General features: G+C 55.7%; 19 protein-coding genes and 1 pseudogene. 12 read left to right on the top strand and 8 right to left on the bottom strand.

Going from position 1 to position 17,491, the window contains the following annotated elements; translation table 11 throughout:
* Positions 1–45 precede the first annotated feature (45 nt).
* Both C3418_RS24535 and C3418_RS24530 read left to right on the top strand, forming a co-directional pair.
* Positions 46–1,299, top strand: coding sequence for a hypothetical protein (locus tag C3418_RS24535; RefSeq protein WP_219812697.1), 1,254 nt, complete (start codon positions 46–48; stop codon positions 1,297–1,299).
* A complete protein-coding gene (locus C3418_RS24530) occupies positions 1,262–2,380 on the top strand; it encodes an ATP-binding protein (protein ID WP_219812696.1) in 1,119 nt (372 codons plus the stop codon). Before C3418_RS24535 ends, C3418_RS24530 begins: the two co-directional genes overlap by 38 nt.
* 766 nt (positions 2,381–3,146) lie before the next feature.
* On the opposite strand, the gene C3418_RS18715 is transcribed toward C3418_RS24530, so the two are convergent.
* Positions 3,147–3,761, bottom strand: coding sequence for a hypothetical protein (locus tag C3418_RS18715; protein ID WP_103859056.1), 615 nt, complete (start codon positions 3,759–3,761; stop codon positions 3,147–3,149).
* A gap of 95 nt (positions 3,762–3,856) precedes the next feature.
* Here C3418_RS18715 and C3418_RS18710 point away from each other — a divergent pair, with 95 nt between their 5' ends.
* A complete protein-coding gene (locus tag C3418_RS18710; protein ID WP_103859055.1) occupies positions 3,857–4,216 on the top strand; it encodes a lysozyme inhibitor LprI family protein in 360 nt (119 codons plus the stop codon).
* A gap of 230 nt (positions 4,217–4,446) precedes the next feature.
* Here C3418_RS18710 and cysS read toward each other — a convergent pair whose 3' ends face one another.
* Complete coding sequence (cysS, locus tag C3418_RS18705) at positions 4,447–5,823, bottom strand: cysteine--tRNA ligase (RefSeq protein WP_103859054.1); 1,377 nt, start codon at positions 5,821–5,823, stop codon at positions 4,447–4,449.
* Between the two features lie 191 nt (positions 5,824–6,014).
* On the opposite strand from cysS, the gene C3418_RS18700 reads away from it, so the two are divergent.
* The 6 genes from C3418_RS18700 to C3418_RS18675 all read left to right on the top strand — a co-directional run bounded on the left by C3418_RS18700 (position 6,015) and on the right by C3418_RS18675 (position 10,133).
* Positions 6,015–6,512, top strand: coding sequence for a peptidylprolyl isomerase (locus tag C3418_RS18700; RefSeq protein ID WP_010675220.1), 498 nt, complete (start codon positions 6,015–6,017; stop codon positions 6,510–6,512).
* Positions 6,502–7,188, top strand: a complete 687-nt coding sequence (locus tag C3418_RS18695) for a DUF4269 domain-containing protein (RefSeq protein ID WP_103859053.1) — start codon at positions 6,502–6,504, stop codon at positions 7,186–7,188. Before C3418_RS18700 ends, C3418_RS18695 begins: the two co-directional genes overlap by 11 nt.
* Before the next feature lie 13 nt (positions 7,189–7,201).
* Entirely contained in the window at positions 7,202–7,927 is a 726-nt protein-coding gene (lpxH, locus tag C3418_RS18690; protein ID WP_102948577.1) for a UDP-2,3-diacylglucosamine diphosphatase, read from the top strand.
* Between the two features lie 128 nt (positions 7,928–8,055).
* Positions 8,056–8,304, top strand: coding sequence for a GlsB/YeaQ/YmgE family stress response membrane protein (locus tag C3418_RS18685; protein WP_010675223.1), 249 nt, complete (start codon positions 8,056–8,058; stop codon positions 8,302–8,304).
* A gap of 157 nt (positions 8,305–8,461) precedes the next feature.
* Complete coding sequence (locus tag C3418_RS18680) at positions 8,462–9,097, top strand: TetR/AcrR family transcriptional regulator (protein ID WP_102948578.1); 636 nt, start codon at positions 8,462–8,464, stop codon at positions 9,095–9,097.
* Positions 9,098–9,149: 52 nt separating this feature from the next.
* Positions 9,150–10,133 carry an MDR family oxidoreductase gene (locus C3418_RS18675; protein WP_102948579.1) on the top strand — a complete coding sequence of 328 codons (984 nt, stop codon included), beginning with the start codon at positions 9,150–9,152 and terminating at the stop codon, positions 10,131–10,133.
* A 162-nt stretch (positions 10,134–10,295) separates the two neighbouring features.
* On the opposite strand, the gene C3418_RS18670 is transcribed toward C3418_RS18675, so the two are convergent.
* The gene (locus C3418_RS18670; protein WP_103859052.1) at positions 10,296–10,769 is read right to left on the bottom strand and encodes a DMT family transporter; all 474 of its coding nucleotides are present in this window, start codon (positions 10,767–10,769) and stop codon (positions 10,296–10,298) included.
* A gap of 14 nt (positions 10,770–10,783) precedes the next feature.
* Positions 10,784–11,242: an amidohydrolase family protein gene (locus C3418_RS18665; protein ID WP_223945854.1), complete on the bottom strand. Its 459-nt coding sequence runs from the start codon at positions 11,240–11,242 to the stop codon at positions 10,784–10,786.
* Between the two features lie 104 nt (positions 11,243–11,346).
* On the opposite strand from C3418_RS18665, the gene C3418_RS18660 reads away from it, so the two are divergent.
* Positions 11,347–12,509 (top strand): IS3 family transposase gene (locus tag C3418_RS18660; protein ID WP_103859051.1). Its coding sequence is split into 2 segments (ribosomal slippage): positions 11,347–11,602 and positions 11,602–12,509, totalling 1,164 coding nucleotides; the frame shifts between segments, so codons are not numbered across the junction.
* Here C3418_RS18660 and C3418_RS18655 read toward each other — a convergent pair.
* The 3 genes from C3418_RS18655 to C3418_RS18645 are packed head-to-tail and all read right to left on the bottom strand — an operon-like array spanning position 12,502 to position 13,365.
* Positions 12,502–12,813, bottom strand: coding sequence for a hypothetical protein (locus C3418_RS18655; RefSeq protein WP_103859050.1), 312 nt, complete (start codon positions 12,811–12,813; stop codon positions 12,502–12,504). The genes C3418_RS18660 and C3418_RS18655 overlap by 8 nt on opposite strands.
* Positions 12,810–13,118, bottom strand: a complete 309-nt coding sequence (locus C3418_RS18650; RefSeq protein ID WP_103859049.1) for a hypothetical protein — start codon at positions 13,116–13,118, stop codon at positions 12,810–12,812. Before C3418_RS18650 ends, C3418_RS18655 begins: the two co-directional genes overlap by 4 nt.
* A gap of 10 nt (positions 13,119–13,128) precedes the next feature.
* Positions 13,129–13,365 (bottom strand): AlpA family transcriptional regulator, encoded by a 237-nt coding sequence (locus C3418_RS18645; RefSeq protein WP_103859048.1) that lies wholly within the window; start codon positions 13,363–13,365, stop codon positions 13,129–13,131.
* Positions 13,366–13,508: 143 nt separating this feature from the next.
* Between C3418_RS18645 and C3418_RS18640 the strand changes: the two are divergent.
* Positions 13,509–13,879 (top strand): annotated as a pseudogene (locus tag C3418_RS18640) (ATP-binding protein).
* Positions 13,880–14,040: 161 nt separating this feature from the next.
* On the opposite strand, the gene C3418_RS18635 reads toward C3418_RS18640, so the two are convergent.
* The gene (locus C3418_RS18635; protein ID WP_103859047.1) at positions 14,041–15,354 is read right to left on the bottom strand and encodes an integrase arm-type DNA-binding domain-containing protein; all 1,314 of its coding nucleotides are present in this window, start codon (positions 15,352–15,354) and stop codon (positions 14,041–14,043) included.
* Positions 15,355–15,779: 425 nt separating this feature from the next.
* On the opposite strand from C3418_RS18635, the gene C3418_RS18630 reads away from it, so the two are divergent.
* Positions 15,780–16,787, top strand: coding sequence for a Fic family protein (locus tag C3418_RS18630; RefSeq protein WP_103859046.1), 1,008 nt, complete (start codon positions 15,780–15,782; stop codon positions 16,785–16,787).
* Positions 16,788–17,491 lie beyond the last annotated feature (704 nt).

Below are 17,491 nucleotides of genomic sequence, written 5' to 3'. Positions count from 1 at the left end.
CGGCCAAGCGATTGGGCCGCTGCCCGCAGGAGTGGCTGAGGGCAGTTGTCAGGTCCTGCATCGAGAAAACCGACTACCCGTTCCCGGAGGAGTTGGTGCTGTCAACACCGTCCCGGTGAACGGTTACAAACATCAGAAGCAACAGTTAAGTTTGATTTATTAATTGAGCATTTAAATCACAATTTAAAGTTTGGCATTGATTTTTTGATTGCAGCCTGTCCAAATGGTTATGGTGGGTTTAGGCCAGATACAAAAGAAGGAAGGTCTTTAGCTGTTGCTATAGAAATTGAGAAAAGATGTCAGATTATTTTAGGTAGACCTCAAGATAGAAGCTTCTTTCTAAATAAAGAACGATACGAGGGCGCTAAGCAAAAACCTGTATTCTATGCATCTGATGCACATAAAATAGCATCAATAGGAACTATGTATTCTTGGGTTAAGGCAAAGCCTACATTTGAAGGTTTAAGGCAGGCTATTATTGAACCAGACCTTCGCGTACAACAAACTGATAACTTCATTGAGAAACAATATTTAAAACCTTGGTTTAAATCTGTTGAGTTGGGTGGAAATATATTTTCTGGTGAGGAAATCTCTTTTTATAGCCAAAAAATACCATTAAACCCAAATCTTGTAACAATAATTGGTGGAAGAGGTACAGGTAAAAGTCTATTTTTAGATGCCATGCATTCTCGCTTCAACCACTTATCTGAGCACTCCAATGCTCGGATGGTAAGCAGTGAAAACTTATGTGTTGAATTAGATCAAGGTGATGGAACAGTATTAAGGTTCGACTCTCCAGAAAACACATACTCTTATCTTCATGTTTCTCAGGGAGATGTCCAGCATTTTAGTCAAAAACCAGATGATCTTAGTGACGAAATAAAGAGAATGCTAAGAATTTATGGTACTGAGTTTGACCCCGTAACTAACTCTGAAATTTCGAATAACTTAAGTAGATATAGAGCGTTCGTTGAATACTGGGAAGATGTTGATTCTCAAAACCAGAGAATAAACAATCCGACATACCAACAAAGTATTATCGATAATAACACTCAATTAATTAGCACACTTACAAACCCACAAAACAAATTACTTATAGAGAGATACCAACAAAATTCAAAGAATATCAATGAACACAATAACTTTATCAATGAAGCAAGAAACTCCATTGCTCTTTTTAATAGATACATATCAGAAATAAATCAAAGAATACAGCTCCTTAACTCTCACACTTGCTCGGTAATAAAGTCTCCATTATTAAATGAAGATGCTTCAGAACCCTATAAATCAAAACATTGAAACATCTAAAACCAAAATAGAAGAGCTATCACTTGCAAATAATTTAATTGCTGAACAATTTAAATTGCAAGGTATTAATCAAGACATTTCCTCACTACTTACAAAAGTGACTGAATATCAAAAATCAATTGACCATGCATCCTCAAAACTAGAAGAAATAAATCAGAGAACTCAAGAGTATCATAAATTAGTACAGTCTCGCGGAGAGTTATTATTAAAGTATAAAGACTATATAGAGGAACAAAAAAATAATATAGATAATGCTTTTCTAAAACTTCAGCGTAAGCAACCCCACTGGAATGAGGAGCAAAACACTTTAGTTCAAGAAATACTCTCAGACATTCATATTAATGGCGCTATAGTATTTAATAAAGAGCAATTCTACAGTGGCATTGAAGAATGTTTAAACAGGGGTAAATTTAGAAGTACAAATGAAAAAAGCACTTTTGACAGATTGATGGAGACTTTCTGTGTAAACTCAAGCGACGATTATTTTAGACTCGTTTCCGGTGAAAATATAATAAACTGCGATGGTGATAAAATAAACTTGGAAGCCTTTCTTTGGATGCAAGAGTTTTTTAACAAGGGAGGGAGATTTGAACTATTGAATTATCTTCACTCGTCTTCAAGCATTAAGAAATATCTCTATACCAACGCAGACTTCCAATATAAAGGGAAGTCCGTGAATAAGCTATCTGTTGGCCAGCGAGGTACTTTCTATGTTTGTTTAAAATTAGCAACAGATCCCTTCGGAAGCCCTTTTGTATTTGATCAGCCTGAAGATGATCTAGATAATGAGTTTATTATGTCTCAACTAGTCCCACTGTTTAGGAAAATCAAAAAATATCGTCAAGTCATAATCGTCACCCATAACGCAAATTTAGTTGTCAATACGGACTCTGAACAAATAATAATAGCCGACAACCAAGGCGAACACATTAAATATAAGTCAGGTGCCGTTGAAGATGGTAACGTGCGAGAGAATTCCGGCATACGAGCAGATATCTGCAATATTCTCGAAGGCGGTAGTTATGCTTTTGAAAAAAGAGAGCGAAAATATGGTATCCAAGATTTGGCATAACCAAATTTATCCACAAAAAACACGGCTATGAACTAGATTTCATCGAAAAAAATCCTCAAACCGCAGCCTTGAGCTGCGGTTTTTATTTCTATTCCCCATACACGTAGATCCCCAACCCCTTGCACAGCTCTCCCCTTCGGCGGGATAGGCGCCCGACATGAACGCTAAAGCCACGGGCGGGCACGGTATTGGTTCCCCCTGCAAACCACCGAGTCGAGTTCAACGGGTCAGGAGCGCCATCAGGGATGATGGCGTAGCCGCAGTCGGCATATGGGCCAAATCGGATCAGGGCGAGCACTGCTCGACCCCGATTTGGCGCGAGAACAAGGATGTTCGAAGCGGGCTTTGGCCGAAGCCATGGATGGCGTAGGCCAAAGTGCCGTCTGCGGCGCTCCGTCCGACCCGTTGGACGAGACGAGGGAACCCGCGAAGCGGGCGGTTTGCCGGGGGGAAGACTTTTGGTGTTATTTGCCAAAGAGAGCGGGTCTTTCAAAAGTCACTCGCCCCAGCCCGAAGGGCGGGCGAAACCCCATCGAGGGCAAGGCCCTCGCGTCCTGCATGGCAAAGCCATGCCATCCAAGCGTTGGCTGGCATTTCGCCGAGGAATGATGTTAGCTACCCCTCACCCTGGCCCTCTCCCGCAAGGGGAGAGGGGATCTGAGCGAAGGATGCCGTGGCTTCACGGCAGGGCACAATCAGAAACCGCAGCCTTGAGCTGCGGTTTTTATTTCTATTCCCCAAAGACGCTTTGACCCAAGCCAAAGCCCTATTTCCCCAACCCCTTGCACTGCGCTGCCCCTGCGGCGGGATAGGCGGTGAGTGTCTCATAGAGGGCGGCGCGCAGGCTGCCGGATTGGCAGAAGTCGCAGCTACCGCCAGCGTCGATATCGGTGATACGGGATCCTTGCGGCCCCTCCTTCACCAGATAGGTGCTGACAAAACGGTAGGTGCCGCTGGGGGTGTCGAGCGGGGTGCCCGGCTCGCCAAAGGTGAAACTCACCTTGACCTCGCTGCGATCCCTGCTGCCGGCGATGGCGCGAGACGAGAGTATCTCAGAGCCCAGCAGATGATCCCAGGCATTGGGCAGGAAGGGGTTGCCCTCGACGAAGGGGGGCTTCTCGTCCGGAGCTTCGCGGGTGGCTATTTCGCGCGCCTTGGAGGCGGCATTGAGCAGGCAGAGCAGCTCGGGGGAGAGGATGTTGGGCAACGCACCGCCCAGGTCTGCCTGATAGAGGCCGCTCGGTTTGACTTGGCGCTCCCAGTCGAGAAACTCGGCCACCTTGGCGCGGGCTTGGACCTGCATATCGGGGGCAGTGGCGGCCACAGACAGCCCGGACGCCAGCAGAGGCAGGGCCAGAAACGGCATCCAGTTCAACTTCATGACGTCATCTCCTTGTTATTCTTGAAAAACAGAGCCGCCATCGGGCCGGTTTATGCCGTATATTGGCCCTCTCCCTACCACAAAGGAACAGCCTCTTGAGACCCTATCCCGCCCTGTTGCTCTTGCTGGCAACCACTGCCGTTCAGGCCGAACAGGATTGTACTGCGCCGGTGACACAAACTGACATGAACATCTGTGCGTTTCAGGATTACCAGCGAGCCGATGCCAAGCTCAATGCCGCCTATAAAAAGCGGGTTGCCTCCCTGGAGAAGGCACAGCTGGAGAGGCTGAGAACTGCGCAACGGGCCTGGATCGCCTTTCGCGATGCCCAGTGCCGTTACGAGGCCGGCGTCTATGAAGGGGGATCAATGGCGCCCATGGTCCACAGCAGTTGTCTCACCCAGTTGACCGAGGCGCGCACCAAAGACCTGAACATATTGCCAGACCAGCCATGATCAGAGGCGCCAACCAAGTCAGGTAGGAACTGGGGGCAAGTAACAGATGGCTTGCAGGCACTCCGGCGAGTAATGATGCGAGCCCCCTCACCCTGACCCTCTCCCCCAAGGGGCGAGGGGATCAGACCGCAGGATGCCGAGGCTTCGGCAGGCTACAAACAAAAACCGCAGCCCAAGGGCTGCGGTTTTTTTATAGGCTCAACCGGTTGGCGCCAGCAGCGCCACCGCCCTTAGGCACGGCGCCAGCTGGTTTTGCCGGCGCTGTCTTCCAGCACGATGCCCATCTCGGTAAGGCGGTTACGGGCGGCATCCGCTGCGGCCCAGTTCTTGTCGGCGCGGGCCTGATTGCGCTCGGCGATCAGGCGCTCGATCTCGGCAACCTCTTCGTCTGCTTCGTCACCCTTGAGGAAAGCCTCGGGGTCTTGTTGCAGGATGCCGAGCACGGCGCCCAGTTCGCGCAGGCGGGCACCGAGGCCGGCGGCGACAGCGATGTCTTCGGCTTTCTGGCGGTTGATCTCGCGCACCAGGTCGAACAGGGCGGAGTAGGCTTCCGGGGTGTTGAAGTCGTCGTCCATGGCATCAACGAAGCGAGCCACCTGCTCGTCGCCACCGGCGGCGGCCGCCGCCGGCAGATCGCGCAGGGCGGTGTACATCCGCTCCAGGGCGGCGCGGGCCTGCTTCAAGTTATCTTCCGAGTAGTTGAGCTGGCTGCGGTAGTGGCCAGACATCAGGAAGTAACGGACGGTTTCGGCGTCGTAGTGGGCCAGCACATCGCGGATGGTGAAGAAGTTGCCAAGGGATTTGGACATCTTCTCTTTATCCACCATCACCATGCCGCTGTGCATCCAGGTGTTGACGTAGTCGCCGCCGTGGGCGCAGCAGGACTGGGCAATCTCGTTCTCGTGGTGCGGGAACTGCAGATCGGAGCCGCCACCGTGGATGTCGAAGTGGTTGCCAAGGTGCTTGGAGTTCATGGCGGAGCACTCGATGTGCCAGCCAGGGCGACCCGGGCCCCAGGGGCTGTCCCAGGTCGGCTCGCCGGGCTTGGACATCTTCCACAGCACGAAGTCGAGCGGATTGCGCTTGGCATCCACCACGTCGACCCGGGCGCCGGCCTGCAACTGCTCCAGATCCTGGCCCGAGAGCTTGCCGTAGTCGGTGTAGGACTCGACGATGAACATCACATCGCCGTTGTCCGCCACGTAGGCGTGCCCTTTTTCCAGCAGGGTTTCAACCAGGGCGATGATCTCGCCGATGTGCTGGGTGGCGCGGGGTTCGATGTCCGGGCGCACCATGCCGAGGGCATCGAAATCCTGGTGCATGTCGCCGATGAGGCGCTCGGTGAGATCGTCACAGGTCACGTGCGTTTCGGCGGCGCGCTTGATGATCTTGTCATCCACGTCGGTGACGTTGCGCACATAGGTGAGGTCGTACCCTGCATAACGCAGGTAGCGAGCGACGACGTCGAAGGCGACGAAGGTACGGCCGTGGCCGATATGACAGTGATCATAGATAGTGACGCCACACACATACATGCCCACCTTGCCCGGGTGGATAGGTTTGAATTCTTCTTTTTGACGAGTGAGTGTGTTGTATATCTTCAGCATCTTATGACCACTGCCTGTGAGTAAAATGGCCTGCCATTCTAACCGCATCCGGTATAGAAAACGAGGCAGAAAAAGCCCCCTCTCCCCCCTGCCATCTATGCCGCAGGGCCCTGATGGGCTAGAATTGCCACCACTTTATGCCATACACCTGCGGGCACCTTGCTGCCTGCGTCAAAATGAAAGGACAACTCATGGTTACTCTGCACACCAACCACGGCGACATCACCCTGACCCTGAACGCGGAAAAAGCCCCGGAGACCGTGGCCAACTTCCTGCAATACTGCCGTGACGGTCACTACGACAACACCATCTTCCACCGCGTCATCGACGGCTTCATGATCCAGGGCGGCGGCTATGCCCCGGGCTTCGAAGAGAAAGAGACCCGCGCTCCCATCAAGAACGAGGCGGCCAACGGTCTGTCCAACAAGGTCGGCACCATCGCCATGGCCCGCACCATGGAACCACACTCCGCCAGCGCCCAGTTCTTCATCAACGTGAACAACAACGACTTCCTGGACTTCAAGTCCGCCACCACCCAGGGCTTCGGCTACTGCGTGTTCGGTGAAGTGACCGCCGGCATGGACGTGGTCAACAAGATCAAGGGCGTGAAGACCGGCAACTACGGCCGCATGCACCAGGACGTTCCGACCGAAGACGTCGTCATCACCAAGGTGACCCTTGCCGAGTAATCCCTGCCGGCCAGGCTCTGACACAACTGCGGCCCCGGCCGCAGTTTTTCCATCTGCCGCCCCCAACTGGCGCCGCCTCGACTATCTGGCCCAGGGCAACGCACGTCAGCGCTCGGCCCACGCCCTGCTGAGCGGCGGCCTGTGGAATGAGCTTGGCCCCCTGTGCAACGATCTGGCCCTGGTGAGCACGATCGCCATCGGGCTGGATAGGCCCGGCAGCGATCTCGACATCCTCTGCCAGCATCCGGATCCGGCCTTCCTTGCCGCGACACTGGCAGCACAAGGCTGGCAGGTGCGAAGCAAGGGCGAGCAGGTCTGGATCGCCGAGCAGCGACGCCACGGGCCAGATGGCCAGTGCTGGCCAGTCGAGCTCTACCTCACCCCTGATCCCCTCGAGATGTGTCATGGCTGGCGCCACCTCAGCCTGATGGCCGCCCTGCTTGAGCGCTTTGACGCCCCCTTCCACCGGGAGGTGCTGCGCCTGCGCGTTGATGAAGGGCTCAAGGGGGAAGCGGCCATGTGCCGCCTGCTGGGTCTGTCCGGCGACCCTTACGAGGCGTTGCTGACCCTTGAGGGCGTCAACCTTGCGGGGCTCTGCTGCCCTTCCCTCCCCCACCCGCTCGACGTGCAAGGTCACAGGCCTTGTCCGCACCCAGGCGGGACTCTCTTACCATGATGCCCAGGAACTCATGAGCACCCTCTTTATCAGTGACATTCACCTCAGCCAAGGCAGGCCCGACATGACGGCGGCCTTGGTGCGCTTTCTGGCCGAAGACGCGCCCGGTGCCGACGCCCTCTATGTGCTGGGGGATCTGTTCGAATTCTGGATTGGGGACGACGACCCCAACCCGCTCCACCGCGAGGTGGCCGATGCCTTTCTCGCCCTGAGCCAGCAAGGGGTGCCCCTCTACTTCATTCACGGCAACCGCGACTTCCTCTTGGGGCACCAGTTTGCCAAACGGGCCGGCATGACCCTGCTCGGCGACCCCTGCGTCATCGAGCTGTACGGCGAGCGGGTGCTGCTGAGCCACGGGGATCTGCTCTGTACCCGGGACGAGGGCTACCAGAAGTTTCGCCGCATCACACAACAGAAGTGGCTGCGCTGGCTCTTCCTGCGCCTGCCGCTCTCGCGCCGCCAGGCCATCGCCCACAAGATGCGCGGCCAGAGCCAGATGGAGAATGCCCACAAGAGCCAGATCATCATGGACGTGACCCCGGAGGCGGTGGACGACATGCTGCGCCAGCACGGCTGCCGCCTGATGATCCACGGTCACACCCACAGGCCCGCCATCCACGACTTCACCCTGGATGGGCGTGCGGCGCGGCGCATCGTGCTGGGAGACTGGTTCGAGCAGGGGTCGGTGCTGGTCTGCTCCCCCGCCGGGCAGCGCCTCGACACCCGCGCGCTCGGCTGAGGCCCTCTGCCTGCCATGGTCAGGAGCGAGTCTCATATGACCGTTTCTGACTCACGCCGTGCTGTGGCGGGATACAAGCTGGATCCCTGCATATACTCTGGTTCTCTGCACACAACGAGGAGAAGACCATGGGATTTCTTACTTGGGTGGTACTGGGGCTGATCGTCGGCATCCTGGCCAAATGGATCATGCCGGGCAAGGATGGCGGCGGTTTCTTCATGACGGTGATCCTGGGGGTGGTCGGCGCCATGGTGGGGGGCTATGTCAGCACCCTGCTCGGGATGGGAACGGTCACCGGCTTCAACCTGCCGAGCATCATCATCGCCACCGTTGGCGCCCTGATCGTGCTGTTTGTCTACAACAAGCTGCGCAGTTGAGACGCAGCCACCCATCGATGCGAGGGCGCCACTGGCGCCCTCGCTGTTTTCTGCCCCGCTGGCGCCAGCTTGTCTCGACTACCCGATCTCATCCACTCGTTTCGTCCCTTCGATGCAGCGCTTGCATCATTTCTAGTTGAGGCGTCTAATAAGCCCCATGCAAGCCAATGACCCCCTGCCCCGCCGCCCTCGCGGCCGCCCTGCCCAGCACGGGCACACCTATGCCGATACCCGGGATCTGTTGATCCGCCGGGGCATGGAGCTGCTGACCGAGCAGGGCATCGCCGCCACTTCCATCGAGCGGGTGTTGCAGTCGACCGGGATCCCCAAGGGCTCCTTCTATCACTACTTCGCCACCAAGCACGACTTCACTCTGGCGGTCATGGATGCCTATCACCACTACTTCTGCCGCAAGCTGACGCGCTATCTGGAGGATGAGAGCCTGCCCCCCCTGGCCCGTCTTGTTGCCTTCGTCGACAGCGCCTGCCGGGGCATGACCCGTTATGGGTTCCAGCGGGGCTGTCTCGTGGGTAACCTGGGTCAGGAGGTGGTGCAGCTCTCCCCCGAGCTGCGCCTGCGCCTCGAGCAGATCCTCCTCGACTGGGAGGCGCTGCTCGCCCGCTGCCTGAGGGACGCGGTGACGGCGGGGGAGCTGCCCCCTGATTGCGACTGCCCCGCCCTCGCCCATCAGTTCTGGATCGGCTGGGAAGGGGCCGTACTGCGCGCACGCCTGGTGGGCGATACCGAGCCCATGCTCTCTTTTCTCAATTTTTTCATGAAGTTAGCAAAGTGATTTTTTTACGAAGATTAATAGTCAGCCAGTCCAATTAATGGGAGTAGACAAGATGTTCAACGGTATTCTGATCGAGAAAGACGAGGCGGGTTATCGCGCCAGCTACCAGAGCCTCTCCGAGGAGATATTGCCTGCCGGGGATGTGACCGTGGCGGTAGAGTGGTCTTCCCTCAACTACAAGGATGGCCTGGCCCTCACCGGCGCCTCCCCCGTGGTTCGCCGCTTCCCTCTGATCCCCGGCATCGACTTTGCCGGTACCGTGCTGGAGAGCCAGCATCCCGACTGGCACCCCGGCGACAAGGTGGTGCTCAACGGATGGGGTGTGGGCGAGACCTACAGTGGCGGGCTGGCAGAGCGGGCACGGGTCCGGGGCGACTGGCTGGTCGCCCTGCCTGAGCGCTTCCAGCCCCGGGACGCCATGGCCATCGGCACCGCAGGGTACACCGCCATGCTCTGCGTGATGGCGTTGGAGAAGCACGGCATCCCCCCCGGTGACGGTGACATTCTGGTGACGGGCGCCAACGGCGGCGTGGGCAGCGTGGCGATCACCCTCCTGGCCAAGCTGGGTTATCGGGTCGTGGCCGCCACCGGGCGGCTGCACGAGGCCGACTATCTGACGTCCCTCGGCGCCGCCGAGGTGATCGATCGCGCCGAACTGGCCACGCCGGGACGCCCGCTGGGCAAGGAACGCTGGGCCGGCGTCATCGACACCGTCGGCAGCCACACCCTGGCCAATGCCTGCGCCACTACCCGCTACGGCGGCGCCGTGGCTGCCTGCGGTCTCGCGGGAGGGATGGACTTCCCCTCCACCGTCATGCCCTTCATCCTGCGCGGCGTCACCCTCTATGGCATCGACAGCGTGATGGCACCGCGCCCGCTGCGCCAGCAGGCCTGGGCCCGACTGGCCGAGGATCTCGACCTGACCCGCCTCAACCTCCTCACCCGGGAAGTGCCCCTCTCCCAGGTCGTGACCCTGGGGGATGCCTTCCTGGCAGGCCAGGTGCGCGGCCGGATCCTGGTCAATGTCCAGGGGTGATGACTGACGCGATATGAGCCGGCTCGCCTGACCAGGTCAGGCGAGCCTCTTTGTGTCCCCCTATTCAGGTCATGGAACTGAGCCGGGATGCAAACCCCATCAGCAGAACGCCTGCCCCGGGGCAGACGTTCGTGAAGGTCAAAACATCAGAAGGCCGCTTCATCAGTGCATAAGGCGCTCAGCTAACCGATCACCGAACAACATGATGACGAGCCCGGTCAGCATGACCAACATTCCACCCAGCTTTATCAAAGATACCGGACGCTGGATGGTGCCAAGCAGACCGAAATGGTCGATGACCTGGGATGAGAGCAACTGTCCGACGATGGACAACCCAAGCAGGGCTGACAACCCGATTTTCGGTGCGAGCACGACATAGCTGAACAGCGCGCAAGCACCGATCAGGCCGCCAGCCAGACTCCACAGAGGCTGTGATGGAATGGCCGCAAGCGAGGTGAATAATCCGCCACGCAGCAGCGAGAAGACCCCGAGGCTGAATGCACCGGCCGCGAAGGAGAACAATGCGGCGGTGACCGAATCGCCCCCGAGTCCTCGTGCCAGCTGGCTATTCAGAGTTGTCTGCAGCGTGATCCCGAGACCTGCGGCAAAAGCGATGACGTAATACAGCGTGCTCATGGGTTGCATACCTGTCAGTGTGCCTGTGCCAGCGGCAGGAAGGCGTCAGCAAAAATGTCAGGCTCATACCCGGCGGCGGCAAACAGATGCTCACGGGACTCATCAATGGCGGCGCGAAGGCGCGTGCTGTCTACGCCCAGCACCTTGCCATGCTGCTTGACGATGCGCCCGCCAATAATGACGGTATCAATGTTGCTGCGCTCTGTCGCATGCACCACGGTGCCAAAGGCATTGCCGGACGGGTAGAGGTTGATATCGCCAACATTGATCAGAATGAGATCCGCCTGTTTTCCTGGCGTCAGGCTCCCTACCTTGTCCAGCAGCCCTGCACAGGCAGCACCATCGACAGTCGCCGATTTGAGAAGTTGGGCAGCCGGCAGCGTGGTCAGCGAGTAGTCGGAGCCGCAGCAGTGCTGCTGATGTATGCCCATCACCCGTTGCAGGTAAAATGCCACGCGCATTTCCATAAACATATCAGTGCTATAAGAGGTTTCATTGTCGACACTGAGTGTAGTGGTCTAATCATCCCGGACACCATTTTAGGTGGTACAGTCGCCACCATGACCTGAGGTGTTCAATGACAAGATTACGTCGCTCATTTACTGCCGAATTCAAACTCGAAGCCGCATCCCTGGTGCTCGACCAGGGATATTCTGTCCCCGAAGCCAGCCGTTCACTGGATGTCGGTGAAACCATACTTCGCCGCTGGGTTCGGCAACTGCAATCCGAACGAACTGGCACCACGCCTATCAGCAAAGCGCTGACCCCGGAGCAGCAGAAAATCCAGGAGCTGGAAGCCCGCATCCATCGGCTCGAGCGCGAAAAGGACATTCTAAAAAAGGCTACGGCTCTCTTGATGACGGACGAGTTCACACGTACGCGCTGATAGACCAATTAAGAGAGCAAGCCCCCATCACCCTGGTCTGCTGCGCTTTCGATGTTCCAACATCCTGTTTTTACGATTATCTGGCTCGCAAGCGGACGATTAACCGTGAGCGGATACAGCAACGCAGCGAGTTGCGCCGGTTGTTCAAAGAGAGCAGGAACTCGGCAGGCAGCCGCGCCTTGATGTCGATGATGCGGGAGTTGGGGTATCAGATTGGTCGATTCAAAGTACGTAACCTGATGAAAGAAGCCGGGCTGGCATCCAAACAGCCGGGCGCACACCGTTATAAGGTGGCACGGTCTGAACGACCGGACATTCCCAATCTGCTGGCCCGCGAATTTGATGTCCCGCAACCCAATCAGGTGTGGTGTGGCGATATCACCTACGTCTGGGCCGGTGGTCGTTGGCATTACCTGGCCGCAGTGCTCGACCTGCATACCCGGCGGGTCGTGGGCTGGGCGATGTCTGACAAACCTGATGCAGAGTTGGCAATCAAAGCGCTGGAGATGGCCTATCGGCAGCGGGGTTGTCCATCAGGCGTGCTGTTTCACTCCGACCAGGGCAGTCAATACGTCAGCCGGGCATTTCGGCAACGACGGTGGCGCTATCGCATGACCCAGAGCATGAGTCGTCGTGGTAATTGCTGGGATAACGCCCCGATGGAGCGATTGTTCAGAAGCCTGAAGTCAGAGTGGCTTCCTGCAACGGGATACATGAGCCTGCGGGAAGCAAAGCGGGATATCAGTTATTACCTCATGGATTACTACAACTGGCGGCGTCCACATCACCACAATGACGGGATACCGCCTGCAAAAGCCGAGGATCGGCCTAACCAAGTGTCCGGATTTAGTTGACCACTACATCCGGCTGGCTATCGGTGAGCATCCGGTACTGGTTCGCGGGGGTATCGCCCGGAAGCCCCAGCATCGCCAGCAGAACCTCAGGGGACGGTGCTTCGGCAACCTTGTTTCCATCCAGATCCAGCAAGATCATGCCATCCAAGCGAACACCAAACTGAATGTCATCCGCGCGTACCATGTAGGACGGGTAGCGCTGCTTGTCGCCGTAGGGTTTCGGGTTGCCGTTGCTCTGACACGGAATGACAGTGTGGCCGTTGGCCTCGATGTTGGCAGCCTTGGCTTGCAGAGAGGTACTCATTTCTCACCCCCGAACAAGCGCAAAACGGCGAACTTGTGAGTGAACAGCGATACACCATCATCGTTCTCATACCTTTCCTGAAGGCGGCCGAGCTGCTCGATGCGCTCACTGTTCGTGCTCAGTGCGGACTGCCCACAAATGGTTCCCCCCTCCGATGTTATGCGACGCAGGCTTTTGCTTGCCAGCGAACACGCAGGTGCTACGCTCTCAGCGTCAGGTTTAACTATCTGGCCAATATCAAACACGCCACTCGAAGAGGCCGCCGTACCATGGCGGCTCTTTTTTGCGTAATTGGTGACTGTCATCCTCGCCTCCTTACGCCTCGCGGCGCTTCTGAATCTGAGCGATGAGCCAGGCTTCCAACTCCTCTTCAACCCAACCAACGGCTTTTGCGCCGATGGACACCGGTTTGGGAAAGGTCGGGTCATAAAGATTGGGGCACTTCGGGTTGGGACGCATTTTGGCGTAGATGGTAGAGCGTGAGAGTCCGGTGCGGGCTTCAACCTCATTACGGCGAATAATGGTCAGAGTGGGTTTGCTTTCTTTAGCCATGTTAGTTATTCCCTGTCATGCACTGGAACGGGATGCACCAGCATGGCTCCTTATTTTTATCATCTCGCAACAAATCCCTAGCCCTACAGGGGTGAACCCCGTCAGAAACGCACTTGACAAGGGGAATTAAATGGCGAGTAGGTGTGGATGACTTCCTGGAACAGCAGCGAAATCTGCTGTTAATCGGCGGAACCGGGACGGGTCAAACCCACCTAGCCATCGCCTTGGGATGCAATGCCGGGTACCAGGGCAAGCGAGTGCATTTCTCACAGTGGTGGGTCTGGTCAACGAACTGGAGCAGGAGAAGGCGGCAGGCAAAGCCGGGCAGCTTGCCATTCGGTTGGTCAATATCGATGCGGTGATCCTGGACGAACTGGGCTATCTGCCGTTTGCCGAAAGCGGAGGCGCCCTGCTGTTTCACCTGATCAGCAAGCTGCGCAAGCGCACCAGCCTGCTCCTGACCACCAACCTGGCCTTCAGCAAATGGGCAAGGTATTTACGGATGAGAAAATGACAACGGCGATGCTGGATAGGATCACCCATCACTGCAGATCATCGAGACAGGAAACGACTCCCACCGCGTCAAACAGAGGATGAAATCAGCCAGCTAACCCTGGTCAATTTTGGACGCTGATCCCTGGTCATCTTTCGATGCTGATTGACAACCCGATCCACCTATGCAGACAGACTATTTGGCAAGTGAATCACATTGCTCTCCATCCCGCTAAATTCATGGGGTGGCACATAGTGATGCTTGCAACTGTCCAGCCAGTCAGCCCACCATTGCATCATCTGCTGGCGCTGGGTGATAAATTCGGCCCGATGAATGTAAGCCGCCCGCACACCGTTACGCTCCTTATGGCTCATCTGCCGTTCAATGGCATCCTCACTCCATTGACCTGATTCAAGCAGCGCGCTGCATGCCATCGCCCGGAAGCCATGACCGCATACCTCAACCTTGGTGTCGTAACCCAGTCGGCGCAAGGCACTATTCACGGTGTTTTCACTCATCGGTTTTGATACATCATGGTCACCGGCAAAAACCAGATCAAAGCGCCCGGTCAAAGGGCGGATCGCCTCAATGATTGCCAGTGCCTGGCGTGACAACGGCACAATATGCGGTTCTCGCATCTTGGCACCACGATGCGAGTATTTGACCCCCTCAATGAGGTCGCGAGACGCCGGGATCGTCCAGATTGCTCGCTCGATATCGAGTTCATCCCAACGCATGAAGCGTAATTCGCTCGAACGGACAAAGGTTAACAAGCTCAATTTCACAGCCATCTTGGTCAGCAGACGCCCCGCATAACTCTCAAGGCGACACAGCAACTCGGGAATATCCTGCAGCGGCAGCGCGGGATGGTGCTTGCCTTTGCGAACCGACAACGCCCCCGTCAAATCAGCGGCAGGATTGCTGTCAATCAACCCCGTTTGCACTGCATAACGCATGATGCCGTTGATGTGTTGCCGCACTCGTCCTGCCAAATCAAGCGCATCTCGCTGCTCTATCATGCGCAATGGAACAAGCAGGTCACGGGTCTTGAGTTCAGCAACGGGGCAATGGCCAATAGACGGAAACACGTCAGCTTCAAGCCGGGTCAAGATGCGTGAAGCATGATCCGGGGACCACTTGCCAGCACTCCTTGAATGCCATTCACGGGCAACAGCCTCAAAACTATTCGTTTGTTTACTGGTGATCTCGTTTCGCAACTGCCGCTTATGGACGACAGGATCGATACCTTTGGCTAACTGGTTTCGAACCTCTTCGCGCCTTTTACGCGCGTCAGTCAAAGAAAGGGTTGGGTAGTCGCCAAACGCCATCAGCCCTGCCTTACCATCTGGCTTGGTAAACTTGAAGCGCCACGAACGGGTACCGTTCTTTTTGACCAATAAGTGCAAGCCATTCCCATCGAACAGGGAATAGTCTTTTTCTCGCGGGCGGGCATTGCGACACTCGGTATCAGACAGGGGTTTGGTAGTTCGCGGCATTGGTATACGACTCCTTTATCGAATCGATGTATACCTAAGCGTATACCAATTTCTAGCGGATGTGTTAAGAATGACTCGGAATGCTCTGGACGTAAAAAAACCCAGAGACATTGAATCTACTGGGTTTTTTAAACTTTTTCGGAATGCTTTGGAAGTATCAATGGTGCCCGAGGCCGGAATCGAACCGGCACGACGCGAACGTCGAGGGATTTTAAATCGATTAGCTCCGTTTGCGTCTTATAACATGTAATAGCAAATAGATGTAGCGAGTAACACTGTAAGTTCGCAACAAATCGCACCCCGTCATAGAACATCGCATACCGCTTATCACAGAATTCGCAAAGATACGCCGCCGTGTTGGTCTTGCCCCCGATCTGATAATCTCTGAACCTTCGCATTTGCAATCGTTTCAGTCGGAGTCCCCCATGGCAGCCTATTCCCCTCCCTTCACCCTGACCCACGCCATGTTGAGCCGGGTGGCGGAGATCGCAGAATTGGTGGGGCAATGGCGCTCGACGCAGAGCTCGCAAGTCCCCATGCTGCGCCGGGAAAACCGGATCCGCACCATCCAGGCATCCCTGGCTATCGAGCACAACACCCTGAGCCTAGATCAAGTCACGGCAGTGATCGACGGCAAACCTGTGTTGGGTCTGCCCCGTGAGATCCAGGAGGTGCGCAATGCCTTTGCCGCTTATGAAGCAATGCCGGCTTGGGCCCCTACCTCTTCTGCGGATTTGCTCAGGGCCCATGGACGCTTGATGCACGGGTTATGCGACGATGCAGGGCAATGGCGTAGCAGTGGGGTCGGCATCTATCGGGGTGAGCAATTAGTGCATATGGCTCCCCCCGCGACTCAGGTTCCGCGTCTGATGGAACAACTGATGCAATGGTTGGCAGAAACAGAGGCCCATCCCTTGATCGCCTCTTGTGCCTTGCACTACGAGTTGGAGTTTATCCACCCCTTTTCCGATGGAAATGGTCGTATGGGACGCTTGTGGCAAACGGTGATCTTGAGCCGTTGGCAACCAGTGATGGCCTTCCTGCCGGTGGAAGCGATCATCAAAGAGCGCCAAGAGCACTACTACCACCAATTAAGTCAGGCCGACAGGCTGAGTGACTGCACCGATTTTATTCTGTTTCTGCTAGAGGCGCTGCGAGATGCGTTGGCCGAAGCGATTGCCGCACAGCCGACATCTCAGCCCACCCCGCCAGAAAAAGTGAGGGTAGAAACGCCGGTAGAAATGCGGGTAAAAACGCCGGATGCGGTGTTGGCTATCTTGGTGGCAGAGCCGACCTTGACCCTTAAACAAGTAGCCGAGCGGATAGGCAGATCGACCAGCACGGTGGAGCGAGCGGCGGCGGCGTTGGTTAAGGCGGGACGATTACGCTTTGTTGGTCCACGCAAGGGTGGGCATTGGGAAGTGTTGTCATAGGACTGCTTGCTAAGGCCACAGAGTGAGTTGCTACAGCCGCCCAGCTTCCGGGTCGCATCAGTAAACATACAACCAGCCAAGTAAACCCAAGCGCAACGAACCCCATTTGCGCACAAAGGGGGGCGCAGTAACTCTCTGTTTTATCTCACTAACACCACAAGGTGTAAGATCTCCATTGGGGATAATCAGATACTGTGATACTTGCCCCACATCCCAATGGATAGACTCCTATAGGTCAGCTAACCTGACCTCACCACATCCCCAAAAAGACGCATGAAATGGAATTCTCGTCGCTCGCGGTATCTGTTCTGGCAACTACTGGCTTGTTCTTGTGCCCAATATTCTTATCTGTCGGGATCATCTTGTTAATAAGAAAAAGGCTTCGCTCACATAGGGTCAGCCCGTTGACCGCCGACCTGCTCAGGCCAGCGGGTCACACCCTGCAACAGCAAATCCAGGACCTGCAGATAGACCTCTTTTCCCAAATGCTATTCACGCCATTGACCATGATGATGATCGGGTTCTACCTCTTGTTACAGAGCTACATCGATAAGAGGGCTATGAGCACGACTGTGATCAGGGCTGACGCATCAGTGTTTATACTTTGAACAACCCCATACATTCGAACAAATATTGTTCATTCAGACAGCAGAGCCTGCGCTTGTTGGCCATGCTTAGATTACGTGATTTGTTTTGCTTCAGCA

Origin of the sequence: Aeromonas sp. ASNIH8 (assembly GCF_002919855.1) — a bacterium.
GTDB lineage: Bacteria > Pseudomonadota > Gammaproteobacteria > Enterobacterales > Aeromonadaceae > Aeromonas > Aeromonas caviae.
The sequence above is the reverse complement of the archived record's forward strand: the minus strand, read 5'-3'. Positions and strand labels throughout refer to the sequence as shown.